At 56.4% G+C, this 16,728-nt stretch carries 15 protein-coding genes; 13 read left to right on the top strand and 2 right to left on the bottom strand.

Annotated features, from left to right (window positions below; translation table 11 throughout):
• Nucleotides 1–21 precede the first annotated feature (21 nt).
• The gene (locus ACFVJ3_RS33940) at nt 22–771 is read right to left on the bottom strand and encodes an SGNH/GDSL hydrolase family protein (protein WP_378456231.1); all 750 of its coding nucleotides are present in this window, start codon (nt 769–771) and stop codon (nt 22–24) included.
• Between the two features lie 499 nt (nt 772–1,270).
• Here ACFVJ3_RS33940 and ACFVJ3_RS33935 point away from each other — a divergent pair, with 499 nt between their 5' ends.
• The 13 genes from ACFVJ3_RS33935 to ACFVJ3_RS33875 all read left to right on the top strand — a co-directional run bounded on the left by ACFVJ3_RS33935 (nt 1,271) and on the right by ACFVJ3_RS33875 (nt 14,474).
• The gene (locus tag ACFVJ3_RS33935; RefSeq protein WP_378456230.1) at nt 1,271–2,245 is read left to right on the top strand and encodes a glycosyltransferase; all 975 of its coding nucleotides are present in this window, start codon (nt 1,271–1,273) and stop codon (nt 2,243–2,245) included.
• Nucleotides 2,232–3,206: a glycosyltransferase gene (locus ACFVJ3_RS33930; protein WP_378456229.1), complete on the top strand. Its 975-nt coding sequence runs from the start codon at nt 2,232–2,234 to the stop codon at nt 3,204–3,206. The genes ACFVJ3_RS33935 and ACFVJ3_RS33930 overlap by 14 nt, the downstream gene beginning before the upstream one ends.
• On the top strand, nt 3,203–4,588 hold the full coding sequence (locus ACFVJ3_RS33925; RefSeq protein ID WP_378456228.1) for an O-antigen ligase family protein: 1,386 nt from the start codon (nt 3,203–3,205) through the stop codon (nt 4,586–4,588). The genes ACFVJ3_RS33930 and ACFVJ3_RS33925 overlap by 4 nt, the downstream gene beginning before the upstream one ends.
• Nucleotides 4,579–5,919 (top strand): hypothetical protein, encoded by a 1,341-nt coding sequence (locus tag ACFVJ3_RS33920; protein ID WP_378456227.1) that lies wholly within the window; start codon nt 4,579–4,581, stop codon nt 5,917–5,919. The genes ACFVJ3_RS33925 and ACFVJ3_RS33920 overlap by 10 nt, the downstream gene beginning before the upstream one ends.
• 1 nt (nt 5,920) lies before the next feature.
• Nucleotides 5,921–7,234 (top strand): lipopolysaccharide biosynthesis protein, encoded by a 1,314-nt coding sequence (locus ACFVJ3_RS33915; protein WP_378456226.1) that lies wholly within the window; start codon nt 5,921–5,923, stop codon nt 7,232–7,234.
• Between the two features lie 66 nt (nt 7,235–7,300).
• Nucleotides 7,301–8,464 carry a polysaccharide pyruvyl transferase family protein gene (locus ACFVJ3_RS33910; protein ID WP_378456225.1) on the top strand — a complete coding sequence of 388 codons (1,164 nt, stop codon included), beginning with the start codon at nt 7,301–7,303 and terminating at the stop codon, nt 8,462–8,464.
• Nucleotides 8,461–9,396 carry a glycosyltransferase gene (locus tag ACFVJ3_RS33905; protein WP_378456224.1) on the top strand — a complete coding sequence of 312 codons (936 nt, stop codon included), beginning with the start codon at nt 8,461–8,463 and terminating at the stop codon, nt 9,394–9,396. Before ACFVJ3_RS33910 ends, ACFVJ3_RS33905 begins: the two co-directional genes overlap by 4 nt.
• A gap of 69 nt (nt 9,397–9,465) precedes the next feature.
• Nucleotides 9,466–9,993, top strand: a complete 528-nt coding sequence (locus ACFVJ3_RS33900) for an acyltransferase (protein ID WP_378456223.1) — start codon at nt 9,466–9,468, stop codon at nt 9,991–9,993.
• A 47-nt stretch (nt 9,994–10,040) separates the two neighbouring features.
• The gene (locus ACFVJ3_RS33895) at nt 10,041–11,366 is read left to right on the top strand and encodes a UDP-glucose dehydrogenase family protein (RefSeq protein WP_378456222.1); all 1,326 of its coding nucleotides are present in this window, start codon (nt 10,041–10,043) and stop codon (nt 11,364–11,366) included.
• Entirely contained in the window at nt 11,366–12,361 is a 996-nt protein-coding gene (gene rfbB / locus ACFVJ3_RS33890) for a dTDP-glucose 4,6-dehydratase (protein ID WP_378456221.1), read from the top strand. The genes ACFVJ3_RS33895 and rfbB overlap by 1 nt, the downstream gene beginning before the upstream one ends.
• Nucleotides 12,362–12,976, top strand: coding sequence for a dTDP-4-dehydrorhamnose 3,5-epimerase (rfbC, locus tag ACFVJ3_RS33885; RefSeq protein WP_378456220.1), 615 nt, complete (start codon nt 12,362–12,364; stop codon nt 12,974–12,976).
• 24 nt (nt 12,977–13,000) lie between these two features.
• Entirely contained in the window at nt 13,001–13,870 is an 870-nt protein-coding gene (rfbA, locus tag ACFVJ3_RS33880; RefSeq protein ID WP_378456219.1) for a glucose-1-phosphate thymidylyltransferase RfbA, read from the top strand.
• A 46-nt stretch (nt 13,871–13,916) separates the two neighbouring features.
• On the top strand, nt 13,917–14,474 hold the full coding sequence (locus ACFVJ3_RS33875; protein WP_378456218.1) for a YdcF family protein: 558 nt from the start codon (nt 13,917–13,919) through the stop codon (nt 14,472–14,474).
• Between the two features lie 272 nt (nt 14,475–14,746).
• Here the strand turns inward: ACFVJ3_RS33875 and ACFVJ3_RS33870 are convergent, their stop codons facing one another.
• On the bottom strand, nt 14,747–16,606 hold the full coding sequence (locus ACFVJ3_RS33870) for a DUF4012 domain-containing protein (RefSeq protein WP_378456217.1): 1,860 nt from the start codon (nt 16,604–16,606) through the stop codon (nt 14,747–14,749).
• Between the last annotated feature and the right edge of the window lie 122 nt (nt 16,607–16,728).

Raw genomic sequence — 16,728 nt, 5'->3', positions numbered from 1 at the left:
ACGAATGGTCCTCCCACGATGTTAACCAGCTTGGCAACTATCTAGGTTTGGTAAACCGAGGGCTTCCAGCTGTTGCGCCAAGAGCCGTGCGTATTCGGCATGACCGGCGGGATTCGGATGTAGACCGTCAGTTGCGTACAGGGCCGGGTCGGACAGCCAGTGAAGCGCGATCGGGTCAACAAAACGTGCACCGGCAGCGATTGACGCACTTTGTACTGAGTCTCGGGTTGAAGCGGCTCGCGCATCATTCACTGCCGGTGGATCTGTGGGTCCGACTGCCACTACGACGGCACCGGGAGCGGCCGCCTTGAGTGCGACAAGGGTTTCGGTGGCAGCCGCTTCAACATTGGGCATGGCCGAATCGCTAGTACTCCCTTGAACAATTATGAGGTTGGGGGAGGTGCTTGCCACGCTCGGGATGCGGCGAGAAAACTCCTGATTCGGCTCTCTACCCTTGTTGACGTAGCCAGTACCTGCTTGACCGTTGATCTGAACGCTCCAGCAATACTGGTTAGTCAGCAAGCTCGCATAGCCTGTCTCGGCAGAGGCGCCGACGCCCTTGGTATACGAATCGCCGACGAACGAAACACGAAGCCGTACGTGATTGGAGTTTGAGTGCGTTACGGGTGCATCTGCGCCTGCCGTAGAAGCCGACTGGCGCGTCGCGGCAATGACTCCGAATCCGATCGCCGCAGCCAGCAGGAGCGATGTTATGACAACTACCCTTGAGTGAACCTTCAGATTGGACTCGGAGAGTCGATTCTTGACCATGGACGAGATTATGCCGCACGGCAGTCGCAGGGGCTCGATGGCACACCTCGGTGCATCGATCCAATGAGGTATCAGCAATCCCATTCGCGGAGTCCGCTTTTCGGAAGTACGATTGTGTGGATCCGCGAAGCCTGTGGTGTGGGATCGCACGCTCTAGTTGGATGCGCTCGGAGCGCAACGGAATCGAGATAACGAAAGCGAAGGGTCAATTAGGGCGAGGGATGACTGGCGTACCCGGCAATTAGTGCGAGTCAACCCTGCGCCAGCGTGCTGACGTGAATCTATTACGGGATTTGAAGTACCTCCGGCGAAACTACAAGGTCAAAGTTGTGCGCTGACCTGCCGGTGCCAGACATCTAAGGGCCGTTTCTGCAGAACTGCCGGGTTTGAACTTTATCAACAAATACGTCAACACTGGCACGACTAATAGCTGCTAAAAAATAAGTCTGGATCGAGCCGCCACTTCGGAAGGCGCAAGGGCAGGCACTCACGTAAGGGGATGGCATTGAATTCGGAGCAGACCATGCTCGCCGCGACCATACCGCCAGGTTCTAAGGTGTTGTGGGTTGCATCGACAGGCGGCCATCTTGAGCAGTTGGTTCGCATCGCCGAGGGCTTGGATGATGATAAGTCGTCCCTCTGGGTGACGTTCGAAAGCCAACAATCGCGCAGCCTACTCTCCGAACGAAATGTTCATTTTGTGGACTATGTGAGTCCACGAGACGTGCGTGGAGCTATTAATGCCGCACGGAAAGTACGTCCGATGATCGTAAACGGAGACTTCGATTTCTGTGTGAGCACCGGCGCCGGCCTCGCAGCGTTTGTCTTGCCTATGGCCCGAGCTCATGGCATCCAAACCCTGTACGTCGAAAGCGTCAGCAGGACGCAGGGGCCGTCTCTGACAGGACGACTAATGAGAATCGCTCCAGGTGTAAGTACATTCACGCAACATCGCGAGTGGTCAACGCGAAAGTGGCGCTATCTGGGCTCGCTTCTCGAGACGTGGGACGTACGTCAACAGGATAAACGGAATGATTCGATTAAGATTCTCGTAACATTGGGAACAATAAAACCTTACAGATTCGACCGCGCGGTCGACGCCGTCCTCAAAATGATCGAACCCAATGACGAAGTCGTGTGGCAACTGGGTGCGACAGCGCGAACCTCTTTGCCTGGCATGGTCCATACCGAGATTCGCGCCACTGAACTCATGCAGATCGCGAAATCTTCGGATGTTGTAATCACACATTCCGGCGTGGGTTCGATACTCTCCCTCCTGGATGCAGGAATAGCGCCTGTATTGGCAGTTCGTGAGAGGGCATCTGGCGAACACGTTGATGATCACCAAAAGCAGATCGCGGATGCAATGGTCGGTCGCGGACTCGCATGCCGATTGGACTTGGATACGCCGGACCGTGGCGTACTTCTGGAAGCGCAGCGCTTGGTGGTGGAAAAGCGAAATGACCAAGGATAGTCGACCGACAAATCTGTTCATCAGCTGGATCAATTACCACGGACGAAGTAAGGACCTAGCGGACTCGATCGGATTCGCCCCTGTTTTCATCAATCGTAGAACGGGACCCCCTGCACTGCGCTACGTGATGCAGGCGGCATCGACGGCGCGGATGATCCTTCGTCATCGTCCCAAAGTCGTTGCGGTAATGCTCCCCCCACTGCCATTGCTCCTCACGGTCCGTGTGCTCTCATTGGTATTAGGTTATCGGATTATTGCTGACCTCCATAGCGGCGTGTTCCTAAACCCAAAATGGCGTTGGGCGCTCCGGTATACGCTCTCCGCGATCGGACGCAGCAATGTGGCGATAGTAACGAATTCCGCACTTCAAGATATGTCGACATCCCGTGTTCCACAGACGATAGTCTTGCACGATCTCATTTCCCTGCCTGCATTCGAAGAGCTCACAAGCAATTCCCCATATGTTCTCGTGCCATTGAGTTACGCAAACGATGAACCCCTTGAAAGCTTGATTGAGGCGGCACGAATCACTCCGGAGGTCCGCTGGGTTCTGACAGGAAATCCGCCGACGTCATTGAGACTGAGCGCGCCGGGCAACATTCAGTTTCCAGGGTATGTCAATGTTTCGGAATATCGCGAATTGTTGGCTAATGCTTCAGTCGTCGTGGCACTGACGACAAGGGCTCACACTATGCAGAGGGGTGGGTACGAGGCGATTTCGGCGGGCCGGCCGCTAGTCACCAGTAACTTCAAGGAGCTACGAGACTACTTTGGTGATGCAGCGCAATACGCTGAGTCAACTTCCGAATCGATTTCACGAGCTGTCGCGATTGTCTTGAGTAACCATGACACATATGTGAGAAAAATGCGCACTCTGGCACACACTCGCCACGCCGAACAGGAATCAAGGATCTCGGAGTTAACGGGTTGGATCGGGCAGTACGAGGAAAGTGTGTCATGACCCAATACGCTAGCGCGAAGATTAGGCTGTCCGACGAACTAGCTCACCGAGGTCTCTCTCGCTCATCTGGCGCCACAGTCCGCGATAAATGCGTTTGGTTGGCCTTAATTTCGACTGCACTGCCCTCGCTCTATGATACAGAGTGGAAACTCGAACTAGGACCCGGATCGCTCTATTTAGCAGATCTAGCGCTGTTCGGTGCCGCGATTGCGTCGATTAAGGTTATACGCGGTACTCCTGCAGCAGGTCTTGTTGCGTCGGTCGCACTAGTTGCTGGGATCGTCGGAATTGTCAACGGCGCGACGGTATCGTGGGTGATTCGGGATTCACGACCCATGCTCTATATGCTCGCGGGGATGGCTATTGGCAGGTATATATTCCTCCATCCTAGATCGGTCCGCTTTGGATGCAGAGCAATGATCTGGTTGATCGGGATAACGGCCGCGCTTGCCGCGATGAGCCAATTGACCTCGATTCCGATTATTGGTAATGAGGCGGGAGCAGTGAACGCTGTCTACTATAACGGCGAGAGGACTCTGTTGGCCGCTAGGCGTGTTCAGTCTGAGCCCGTGCCCTTGGCGCTCCTAACTTTCTGTATCCTATGCAGTTCCTGGATTCTTCGATACAGGATATCTGATCTGATCGGCAGGAACTACACGAAATTTGCGATTGTGGCGTCTGTATTCTTGACGACATTGGCATATTCAAGGAATTCAATCGTTGGAATCGTCGTCGCATTGACTCTCTCGGTGCTTATCCCCCATCGCAGTACGAGAGGTACCCGCCTGGGCCGAGTTATAGTGCTTGGCGTGGCGACCTCGGTTCTGGTGGGGCTTCCCGTATGGATTGGGTATCAGTATGGTCTCTTCAAGAATGTCATTGATACCTTCTCGGGCCGAGTACTTGCGGGAATCGCACCGGAAGTTATTGCGACGGATCCGTCGGTGGGCTGGCGCTTCGTCGAGATGCGTGCAGCATGGTCATATGTTCTGCAACATCCGTTGTTCGGCACTGGTTTCGGAGCCTTTTACAGGCCGCGGATCGCGGATGAGCCGTTTGTCGGTGATCAAGGTCGGTTATATCTGCACAACTACTTCGCACTTCTTGGCGTGAAGTTTGGTATCGTGTGCGGACTGCTGCTGCTGGTTGCTTTCCTGATATGCGCAGTAAGGATGGTCCGTGCGGGGAACCAGGAGCCGTCTGGCTTCTCCGAGATGTGGCCAGCAATGGCTTGCGGATTTATAGCATTGTTGACAGTCAGCGCCGTGGCACCTGTGATGTACTCACGCAGCTTCATTGCGTTTGGCGGTTGTCTACTTGCTTGTGGATTGTCCCTGCGCGCCTCCGAGGCAGTCGCTGACACCCGACGGCGGTGGAAATGAATCAAAAACAGGTAGTTCAGTTGGCACCCACATCGAGTAAAATGCCTGGACCTTTCAAGGGATTCATCAGTAGTCCGCAAATCATTGCCAATTTTGCGGTGGCTCTGCTCGTCGTCTCGGTTACCTTCCGCATGAACAGGGGAACTCGTTATTTTGATGAGCGCGGATACCTGGAGATCGGGCGGGGGCTATTGCAGGGACGCTATCAACTGAGTGGCGTCCCTACGGCATACCGGCCGCCAAGTTGGCCTTTGGTAATCGCTGGGGCCCGAGCCCTGGGAATTTCGGAGGCGGCTCTCTTCATAGTGCCGCCGGCACTGTTGATCATTGCTTCCATTCTTGCCGGGTATATCGGGAACAAGCTTGGTGGCAGTATGGCCGGCGTGATCGCCTCGGTCATGGTCGGCCTCTACCCCCTGAATCTCTACACGGCAACGACTCTCTATCCGCAATCGCTCGCGCTCGCGTGTGTGTTAGCACTGTGGGCGATGTATCTATCGGTTGCGACCGATCCCGACAAGGTCAAGGTGGCGGGTCGAGTTGTATTCGCGGGTCTCTTAGCAGGATTATTGGCGCTTGCTGTTCCTACGCTTGCGCTGACCGCAGTCGTATTTGTAAGCGCGATATCGCTCGTTCTCTGTCGACGACGTAGATTCCTGCAGGCAGGACTGGGCGTGGTCGCGTCAGGCATTCCTATCGGGATCTGGTCTTTGAGAAACCTCCTCACATTCGGTGAACCGATACCTTTGAGTACCTCGACGGGGATTAATCTTCTCTTGGGCAACAACCCACTCGCAACGGCGAGTAGTGGTTTGGCGGTTGATATTGGCGAGGCGAAGGCCGTTGCATCGGCTATGAGAATGAACGAGATCGAGCGTAATCACTACTTCGGCCAGATCGCAATTGACTGGGTTAGGGAAAATCCCGCCGAAGCGACAACTCTATACCTGGCGAAAATGCTGAACTATTTTTCACCATACAATTCTCCCGTTAGCGATAGTGGAGTTGACGCGCCACAATCCATTCAGTTCTGGGTAGCTGCCGGTTGTGGCGGCATAATTATTTCATTTGTCGTAGTCCGACTTGCATGTGCTAAGAAACTAGAGATTAAGAGTGCAGAATGGCTTGCGATTGTCGTTTTCTTCATGAACGCGCCGGTGATGGCTGTATTCTTCACACGTACCAGATTTCGACAGCCATTGGACAGTCTATTGATTGTCGAGGCGGCCATTGGCATCTCGATCGTACTAACAATGAGCGTGTGTTATGTAAGGAATCAGCGGCGAAACCAACAGACTGTGTATCGCGCACGGTTGGATGGCGATGACTAAAATGTCCACAGCTACAGGAGTTGGGCGCGGCCGGAGAAAGATTACCGAGTTCTTCAATGCTCCAGCAAGTCTACTTATCTCGCGCTTGATTGGCTCCGCATTGGCGCTACTTACTTCGCCAATCATTGCCCAGGCAATCGGTGCGGAGGGCCGCGGACTGACCGCTGCCGCTGTGACAGCGCTCACTATCGTGCCGATCGCGTTGGCTCTTGGACTGCCCTGGACTGTGCGTCGGCGGTGTGCCGTGGAGGTCGATCCTGAGTCTGTGGTTCGAAGTAGTCAGATTCTAGCGTTGACGTCGCTAGTGCCAGGTGCGGGCATTGGCGTGGTGATGTGCGGCACTCTGTTGTCGGGGCTTCCGGATGGTGCAAAGTACTGGCTCATTGCCGGACTTGCACTGGCGCCTTGCGTCGTGGGAAGGAACTGTCTCCTCAGCTACCTCGTCGTCAGGCGGTCATTCGCAAAGATACTAATCATAACTGTCTCGCAGCCGCTGCTCTATTTCGTTCTTGTATTGATTCTCATGTCGACCGAACATATATCGATCACGTCTACGATAGCAGTGTATGTGATCTCTGTTCTCGCCTCTTACATCGCAACCGCAATCGTGAACCCTATTTCATGGTTCGGCTCGCGCGCGAAATTTGGGCAGATTGCCTTGGATTCCCTGCGCGCAGCAGGTGCGCAGATATCCGAAATTGCATCCTACCGGCTGAATCAGCTTATCCTATTGCCCGTGATCGGCGGTGCAGCGCTTGGAAATTACTCTGTTGCATTGAACGTAGCGTTGGCGCCAGCTCCGATTGGACAGGCCATTGGCTCCGGAACGTTCAAGGAGAATGCGAATTCGAATGGTGTTGCCTTCCGGGAGAAGTGTGCAGATTCGGTACGCGCTGCGGTGAGTGTTGGTTTCGTATCCACTTTCGCGATATGTGCGCTCTCGCCATTTGTCGTGCCTTGGGCTTTCGGTGAGGAGTTTGAGCCGGCTGTCCCTGCCGCAATGATATTAAGTTTTGGCGGACTGCTGGTGATGTGCAACTACACTTTGACGTCGAATCTAATCGCTGCAGGTGACTCATTGAAAGCCAGCGTTTCGCACTACGTAGGATTTGCTGTCGGCGTTGTACTATTATTCGTTCTGAGTTACCGGTTCGGATTAATTGGCGCCGCATGTGCCTCAAGCGCTGGATTCTTGACGACAGCAGTCTTGGGCTCAGCGTTTCTTTCCGTTCCGCTGCGCGCCTGGATTCCAACACTCGCTGGGCTCAAGAAATCTCTCGGCCTTCTGCTTAGCAGGGGGCGTGAGGAGCAGTAACGGCTCGGTTAAATGTAGAAAGTCAGAAATTGATTTCGAGCTATATTTAGGTGAGGGAGCCTAAGAATGTCGCATCTAACGCTAGGCGCTTATGAGAGGTTCAATTATGGCGACCTATTGTTTCCTATCGTATTAGATCATTTCTACGAGCAACGGCCTCAGTTCAGTCGTGAGTCGCAAGTGTTGGTTCACTGCACCGTGGGTTCAGGCGACATGGGTAGGCATGGGGGCGCGCGAACTCAGAAACTCCAGCGTGAAATACGCAAAGGCAGTCACGAACTGATCGTTGGCGGCGGAGAAGTAGTTGGTGCGGGTTGGTTTAGTATGTGGGCGAGTCTCCAGAGTTCCTCGTGCGATCGCTTAGTCCGGGGAGCGCGAAAAGTGGTTCCCAGGTCCGCTCGGGAGAGTTGTGCTAGACGAGCGATGGGCGGCACGTGGCGATTTCCATTTGTTCCTGAGATCGACGTTCTCAAGAGGGTCGGTTACAACGCCGTCGGCGCGAGTCACACCGTCGCGTTGGGTGAGGAAGCCCGCTCGGAACTATGGCGAGTCATTGGAGCATCGTCGTACGCTTCAGTGCGGGACAACCGAACTGCCCAGCTTGCGCAGTGCCACGGACTGGGACTTCCCGTCGTTCCTGACTCCGCGGCGACGCTGTTCGAACTTAAGCGATTTGAGCGGCAACGCGCTCAGAGCCCACTTTCGCGGGGTACAAGTTCAGGTCGCGTCGTCGTCCAGATGTCTCGCCAGTGGGCAGAGGGCTGCAGCGCAGAGTCCATCAATGCACTAAACGACATCGGATTGCGTTGCGAGGGACTCGATCTTCTCGCTGTGGGATTGGCGGGCTCGCACTCGGACGTATTGGGTCTTACGCTTCTATCGCGCAGACTCGAATGTCCGACGACCGTGATAATCCCGGAGTCCGTTGACGAAATTGTTAGTGTAATTTCCTCCGCTCGCGGCGTTGTCGCGTCGAGTTTGCACGTGAACGTCACAGCGATGGCTGCGGGAGTTTGGCAGATCCCGCTCGACGGTATTAAAAAGTTGACTGCCTACATGGACACTTGGGGGTTCGAGGACGAGTCCCCTGTTTCGGGGTCGGGGATACTCGATCGCTTTCTTATGTATGACCGGGAGTCACCTAGCAGTCGTCGCGTGGACCGTAGTCACGATTTGTCGGATCGTGCGGGTCGTTCGGTTAGAGAGTTGATTGAGAGGACGTACGGATGAGCGCGCAGAGGCCCGACGCCAAGTCTGACGCTTCTGTCAGCGCTCATGACCCCGATAGAATGTTCGCGGTCATCGTAAATTACTTCTCCGCGGACTTGGTGGGCGACCTCCTATCGAGTTTACGCGTCGCTGATTTTAACACTGTCATTATTGTTGATAACTCGGCGAATTCGCAGGAAGAAGTGCGGATCAGAAGTCTTGCGTGTGAAGCGGGGGCGGAAGTATTGACATTGGAATCGAATGTTGGCTTCGGTCCTGCCGTTAATCGCGGGGTGCGAAAGCTTTCTATCGACGATGGTGCGCGTATATGGATTTTGAATCCCGACACGCGGCCAGAACCACTTGCGGCCACAATGTTGGTGGACGCAATGGAAAGGTACTCTGCTGACCTAGTTTCGCCGGTTCTGACTACTGGCGCGTCGGGCGACGCAGTGTGGTTTGCAGGTGGCGTCTTCGATGCGACATACGGGCGGAGTCGACACCTGACTGAGGTTCCTGCCGTTGCTGAGGAATTTAGTTTCCTGACGGCGGCCGCGCTTATGATCACTGGACGGGCGTGGAGGTTATTGGAGGGCTTCCGCGAGGACCTATTCATGTACTGGGAGGATGCTGACCTGTCGGTGCGTGCAAATTCGCTTGGACTGAAGATGCTGCTGGTACCCGAGGCCCGCGTTTGGCATGCTGTTGGTGCGACATCGAGCGAAGTCGGGCGGAGCGAACTCTTTCACTACTACATGCAGCGAAATAGAGTGATTGTGCTGGGGGAGCTATTCGGGATTCGGTATCTGTTTGGGATTCTCCGACTATTTGAGGCCCTGAAGCTGGTCAGGCGTGCACTAGGTGAGCCGACGGGAAAATTTGGGAAGGCCTATAGATCTTGTATTGGTTTTACCGATGGGCTGAAAATGGCGGTCGGCCGAGGTTCGCGATAATTGGAAGTTGTATTAGCGTAGCGATATTTTTTCCCGACGGTATTTACCAACTAGTAGCAGGAACCAGCCATGGATATTGAAATTGTCCGAAAACACCTCGCGCGCGTCGTGCGAGACGTTGTTCGATATAGGATTGCGGCCTCCGTCTTGATTCCATCCCCGCTCAGGTGGAGGGTTCTCAGGCTATTCGGGGTTCAAGTTCAGAAGAGTTACATTGCTCCTGGTCTCTTTGTGGGTGGTTCTGGTTTGAAGGTGTTCAAGGGTGCGGTATTGAATTATGAGTGCTTTATCGATGCTACGGGAGAAGTCGTAATATCTGAGGATGTGGCTATTGGCCCTCGGTCGGTCATTCTGACTGTTACTCATAACATCGGCGAACCCTCGCGGCGGCGGGGGGTGGACCATCTGATCAAAGCCGTTCGGGTTGGTCGTGGTAGTTGGCTTGGAGGGAATGTGACGCTGTTGCCGGGTGCAGAGGTGGGGGAAGGGTGTGTTATCGGCGCAGGTAGCGTCGTGACTGGGTACTGCGAGCCTAATCACGTTTACGCGGGAGTCCCGGCCCGAAAGGTTCGTGCGATTGTGGAGAAGCAATCGTGATCTTTCGAACAGCCATCCGGCCGTCTGATGAAATTTAGGTGAGCTATATGTCGACACGTATTTCGGTATTCGGAACCGGCTACCTTGGTGCCACGCATGCCGCGTGCATGGCGGATCTCGGGCATGAGGTCGTAGGTGTAGATGTGGACCCGGCCAAGCTGGCGAAACTGGAAGCGGGCAAAGTGCCCTTCTACGAACCAGGTTTGGAAGAAGTGTTGCAGCGCAACCTTTCCGCCGGAAGGCTGCGTTTCACTTCATCATACGAAGACGCAGCTGATTTCGCGGATGTGCATTTCATCGGGGTCGGGACGCCGCAGAAGAAGGGTGAGTTTGCGGCGGACCTAAAGTACGTCGATGCCGTGATCGACACGTTGTCGCCGCTTCTGACGAAGCCTGCCGTCATCTTTGGTAAGTCGACGGTTCCGGTCGGGACTGCTGGGCGACTAGCTATGCGGGCACGCGAGTTGTCTCCAGCGGGTGATGCGGTGGAGGTTGCCTGGAACCCGGAGTTCCTGCGTGAAGGACACGCTGTTAATGACACTCTGCACCCAGACCGCTTGGTCCTCGGAGTTGATCGCACTCGGCCGGGCCGCGCGGAGGACGTCGCTCGTGAAGTGTATGCAAAACTTCTTGCGGAGGAGATCCCGTTCCTCGTTACGGATCTCGCAACGTCCGAGTTAGTCAAGGCCTCGGCAAATGCCTTTCTTGCGACGAAGATTTCGTTCATTAATGCTATCTCGGAAGTGTGCGAGGCTGCTGGTGCGGATGTCACTGTTCTCGCTGACGCTATTGGGCACGATGTACGCATCGGTCGTCGATTCCTCAACGCAGGTGTGGGGTTTGGAGGGGGCTGTCTTCCCAAGGACATCAGAGCCTTCATGGCTCGTGCCGGTGAACTTGGGGCAGACCAGGCACTGACGTTCTTGCGAGAAGTGGACAACATCAACATGCGCCGCCGAACTCGGATGGTCGAGCTGGCCCGCGAATCCTGCGGTTCCCTATTGGGAGCACGCGTCGCTGTACTCGGTGCGGCCTTCAAGCCTGATTCTGATGATGTGCGGGATTCGCCAGCGCTGAATGTTGCGGGCCAGATTCAGTTGCAAGGTGCGGCTGTCAACGTATACGACCCAAAGGCGATGGATAATTCACGTGCTCTCTTTCCGACGCTTGGATATTCGGACACAGCGTTGGACGCCTGCGAAGGAGCCGATGTTGTTCTCGTGCTGACGGAGTGGTCGGAGTTCAGCAAGCTCCAACCAGCTGACCTCGATGCTGTGGTGCGCAGAAAGGTCTTGATCGACGGTCGTAACTGTCTCGACCCGCAACAGTGGCGACGCGCAGGTTGGTCATATCGTGGGCTTGGGCGACCGTAGTGAAGATTCTCGTCACCGGCGGTGCCGGATTCATTGGATCCAACTTTGTCCACGCGACCGCACGGGATCGACCGGGCGTTCGCGTCACTGTTCTTGATTCGCTGACGTACGCGGGATCGCGGTCGTCGCTGTCTGCCGTCGAGAACTCGATTGAGTTCGTCAGAGGCGATATCACCGATGCCGGCCTCGTCAACCGGTTGGTAGCTGAGTCGGATGTCGTAGTGCATTTTGCTGCTGAGTCACACAACGACAACTCGCTCGCTGATCCCTGGCCGTTCTTGCACACCAACATCATCGGCACCTACACACTGTTGCAGGCAGTGCGCGAACACTGTGTGCGGTACCACCATGTGTCTACTGACGAGGTGTACGGCGATCTCGCGCTCGATGATCCCGCAAAGTTCACCGAGCGCACTCCCTATAACCCGTCGAGTCCATACTCGTCCACAAAAGGGGCCTCGGACTTGCTGGTCCGCGCTTGGGTGCGGTCGTATGGCGTCTACGCGACTTTGTCGAACTGCTCGAACAACTATGGGCCTTATCAGCACGTCGAGAAGTTCATTCCACGCCAGATAACGAACATCCTGAGCGGTGCTCGTCCGAAGCTTTACGGCACGGGGAAGAACGTTCGGGACTGGATTCACGTCGAGGATCACAACGCGGCAGTGTGGCGGATCCTCGAGTCGGGCGAGATTGGCCGCACATACCTCATCGGTGCGGACGGTGAATTCGACAATGCGTCGGTCGTTGGCATGATTCTGGAACTAATGGGCAAAGAGCCGGACGACTTTGAGCACGTCACCGATAGAGCTGGCCACGATCTGCGGTATGCCATCGACTCGTCGACGCTGCGCGATGAACTCGGCTGGCAACCGCGTTATACCGACTTTCGCGAGGGTCTGCATGCAACTATCGACTGGTATCGAGAGAACCGCGCATGGTGGGAGAGCGACAAAGACGCCGTAGAGGCGCGCTATCAGGCCCAGGGGGCATAGATGGATGTCCGTGAGTTGACGGTCGACGGTTCGTGGGAGTTGACGCCGAGACAGTTTGGTGATGAGCGCGGTGTCTTCTTCGAATGGTTCAAGGAGTCAACCTTCGCTGAGGCTGTGGGGCATCTGCTGAATCTTGCTCAGGCAAATTGCTCGGTATCGGCTGCCGGCGTCCTGCGCGGAATCCATTTTGCAGACGTGCCGCCGGGACAGGCCAAATACGTGACGTGTACCAGGGGAGCGGTACTCGACGTGGTGGTCGATATTCGTTGCGGCTCGCCCACCTTTGGCGTCTGGGACTCGGTGCTGCTCGACGATTTAGATCGCCGCGCCATCTATCTGTCCGAGGGACTAGGTCACGCGTTCCTGTCTCTCGAGGACAACTCGACGGTGGTATACCTGTGCTCGTCCGGTTATGAACCCGGTCGCGAACACGGAATCAATCCGTTCGACCCGGAGGTGGGTATCGACTGGCCGACCACATCACGGTCGGGTTCAACACTCGAATTGATACTCTCCGAGAAGGACACCGCGGCACCGTCTCTGGCAGAAGCTGCGGGGGCAGGACTTCTGCCCCAATACGACGAGGTGCGGAAGTGGATCAATGCTCTCGGCTGACGACCTTCGAAAGGCGGTATCCATATGAAGGGCATCATCCTGGCAGGTGGCTCGGGAACACGGCTTCACCCGATCACCATCGGTACCAGCAAGCAGCTCGTTCCGGTATACGACAAACCGATGATCTACTACCCGTTGAGCACGCTGATGCTCGCGGGCATTCGCGACATCCTGGTCATCACTACGCCACACGACGCAGAGCTATTCCAGCGGCTTCTCGGCGATGGATCCCAGTTCGGGATCAGCATCACCTATACAGTGCAACAGGAGCCGAACGGCCTTGCCCAGGCGTTCGTCCTCGGCGCTGATCATGTCGGTGGCGATTCTGCTGCGTTGGTGCTCGGCGACAATATCTTCTACGGCTCTGGGCTTGGGCACCAGCTCTCCAGGTTCGACCATTTGGCCGGGGGCTCAGTGTTCGCGTATTGGGTTGCTGATTCGTCCGCATATGGAGTGGTCGAGTTTGACGACCGAGGCCGCGCGCTCTCCCTCGAGGAGAAACCAGCCACGCCCAAGTCGAACTATGCCGTGCCTGGCTTGTACTTCTACGACAACGATGTGGTGGAGATTGCGAAGAATCTTCGCCCGTCGGATCGGGGTGAGTACGAGATTACCGACGTGAACCGTGCCTACCTTGAGCAGGGTCGTCTGAATGTTGAGGTACTGCACCGTGGCACCGCATGGCTCGATACCGGCACGTTTGATTCACTTCTTGATGCGTCCAATTACGTTCGCACCATAGAACAACGGCAGGGTCTGAAGATTGGCGCACCAGAAGAAGTTGCCTGGCGGCAGGGATTCATCTCCGACAACGAGTTGAGGTTGCGGGCTGAAAAGTTGGTGAAGTCAGGCTACGGCTCATATCTACTGGAGCTATTAGATCAGGGACACTGAGTAGTCAGGATGTGCTCACGCTCTGGCATTTGCTTAGGCTGTTTTCATGTCGCGGTTATGGGTGCTAGTCGTCAGTGCAGTGTGTGCTATCGCTATCGCGATCGCAGGAGTCGGCGTGGTGGGGTACTTTACCTTCACGAAATCCCGCGTAGATGCAGTCGAACCCGTAGATGCAATCGTAGTTCTCGGCGGGGAACATGACGGCCGTGAAGAGTATGGCATCGAGTTGGCCAGTCGGGGCATCTCACGGAATCTCATCTTCTCGAATCCACACGGAGTGCGCGACAAGAAAATGCCTGGCTTCTGTGCGACCTCGGATCCCCGCTTCACTGTCACCTGTGTGCGACCCAATCCCAGTACCACGCGTGGCGAAGCACTGTTCACCCGAAATCTGGCCGTACAGAATGGCTGGAAGAGCATCCTTGTAATAAGCTGGCGCTACCACCTGCCGCGCGCTCGGTACATATTTTCGCAGTGCTTCGACGGGGACCTCGTCATGCGACCCGTTCCGCGGGAATACGACTTCAGTTTCGCGCAATGGGGATACACGTACCTGTACCAGTCGGTGGGGTTCGTCAAGGCATTCCTACAGGGTCCGTGCTGAACGACATGGATTTCTTGCGGTATCCGAACGGGATCTATCTAGGACAATACTGCCGATGCCGGCCCGCGCGTCGCCATCGACAGTCCACCACCAGCCAGCATCAACATCCAACGAGGAAGACGCCACGGTTGTACGCCTGCTCGCTTATGCGGTCGATTACCTGCCTGTCAGCGTTGTAAACCAACGGCAGCAGAGAACTGCGCTCATCAGCGCCGCCCGCCGCCACAGCCAGGGCGGTGGCGGCGGTGCGAGAGGTTTTGGAGAGCTCCGAATCAGGTGCCGCAGTTCGGCACGTTTACCGTCACCGTCGGATCATCCACCAACGGCTGCAACGGCACCCGCGCCTTGCCCGGCGTGGAGGGCTCGGTCAACTGATACTTGATCTCGGTCGTCCGTCCCTTTAGCACCGGAACCAACACATCGAACATTGGATGGCCCAGCTCCCGGCCGGTAAGGAACATCGTCGGCTTGCCGTCGATGGTCACATTCCGCAGTTGAGCGCCCTGAGTGGCGACGAGGGATACCGCTGACACGTTGGTTCCCATCGGCACACCCAGTGTGTTGATGTGCGTCCCCGACACGTACTCGGGGAAATCGCCGTCCGGAATGTTATTCGTCAGTTTGACGGTCACCGTGGAACGTCGAGTGTCCTCCGTGCAGCTCTCCGCCGTGTAGTCGATCTCGCGAGTCAGGTAATAGTCGAGCTTGTTGCCGGCCTGATTGTTGATCAGCACACCCGCAAACGGTGCTGCGTCATCAGGTAGCACATGTCCGAGCGGTGTGCCGGCGAGGACTTCCTGGTCCTCGGGGTGTGAGCTCCACACCGCAATTCGGCGCTCACCCGCAGCGCGACCCAGCGCATCCAGTAGCTTCTGCGGCGACTGGATCTGGCCGGTCATCTTGTCGATCACCCGCGCCGCCACCGTCTGGAGATACTGCTTACGTGCATTGTTGTCGTCCGCGAACCGGATGTAGGCAGTCGACTCCGTCAGTTCCACCACGTTGTCGGCGTTGATCACCTCTCCGTCCGGCATCTTGACCGGGCCGATGGCGCCGAGCACATAACTGAGCGCTATCGGGTCGGTGGCGATCGCACCGTCCACCTGCTCGCCGGATTCTTGCGCCCACAGTGACTTCCAGATCTGTGCCGCATAAGGAAAGTGTGAACTCAAGTTACTGTTACGGAAGTCGGTGGTTGGTCGGCTCTGCCCGTACTGTGCCGCAAATTCTGGACCCAGATCGATCGGCTGACTGTTCATTGGCAGATCCGAGTTCCGCCCCAGCGTGTCTACCCGTGCCACACCGTCATTCGCGCGAATGACACCGTAGCCACCCAGCAGGCCACCCGTTCCGCGCGCTTCGGCGTTGGTTTGGAAGGCCATGAAGTAGTTGCGCGGGCCGTCAGCGCCCAACATTGCGGGGGCCAGCTTCGCAGCAATTGCGGTATTCCCCAAGAGCTTCGACAGCTCCGAAAGCTGGTCCTGTAGTTGTGTACGAGCATCGGAAACCGACGCCAAGTATGTCGGCTCGTCGATAGCCTGTGCCTTATCGTCCCAACGCTGCGCAGCGATGGCAGTCTGATCCAGAACGGGTGCAGCGTCCTGTAGGGGCTGCAGATTCACCTTGCCGCCGGAAGCGATGAGTTGGTTTGGCGCCAGAGAAGTTCCGGCCGCCACCGCGGGTGTGAGCACTTCCGATGTCAGGCCGCGCACAACTTCGGAGATCTGCTGCGAAGTCTCGAGCGGGCTGCCCAGCCACGGAATGGCGGAAGCGACGCTCCACGGGACGTTGTGGGTGTAGTCGTACGCCTGGTTCGCGTACTTGTCGGCGTCGGCCGATGACCGCTCCGCGTCTTCTGTATTACCGTCCAGTAACGCGTCTTTCGCGAGCTGTGCGTGGTTGCGCGCCTCGAACAGATTCGCGCGCGCTTCCCTGGCCGAATAGCCGAGCCACAGACCCAGTGCCACCACCACCAGCAAGGCCACGAAACCGCCCGTGATCAGGCCACGCTTGCGCTTGTAGGACTTGCTGCGGACCTTCGTGCGCTTGCGGATGCGACGAACCGAGGGCTCGCCCGCGGAAGTGCCCGAAGCGCCGGGGTTCTCGGCGTCACCGCGGGAATGATCGTTCACGGATCGTGGCTCCTGTCATTGGGGTTGCGTAGAGGATACTGTGACGTGCGTCGCAGGTTTGACCCCCACGTGGTGAGGAACGCGCTTGCTCATTATTGTCTGAGTAGCGAATTTCGCGAACC

It is taken from the genome of Rhodococcus sp. NPDC127593, from assembly GCF_042671975.1.
Taxonomy (GTDB): Bacteria; Actinomycetota; Actinomycetes; order Mycobacteriales; family Mycobacteriaceae; genus Rhodococcus_F.
The sequence above is the reverse complement of the archived record's forward strand: the minus strand, read 5'-3'. Positions and strand labels throughout refer to the sequence as shown.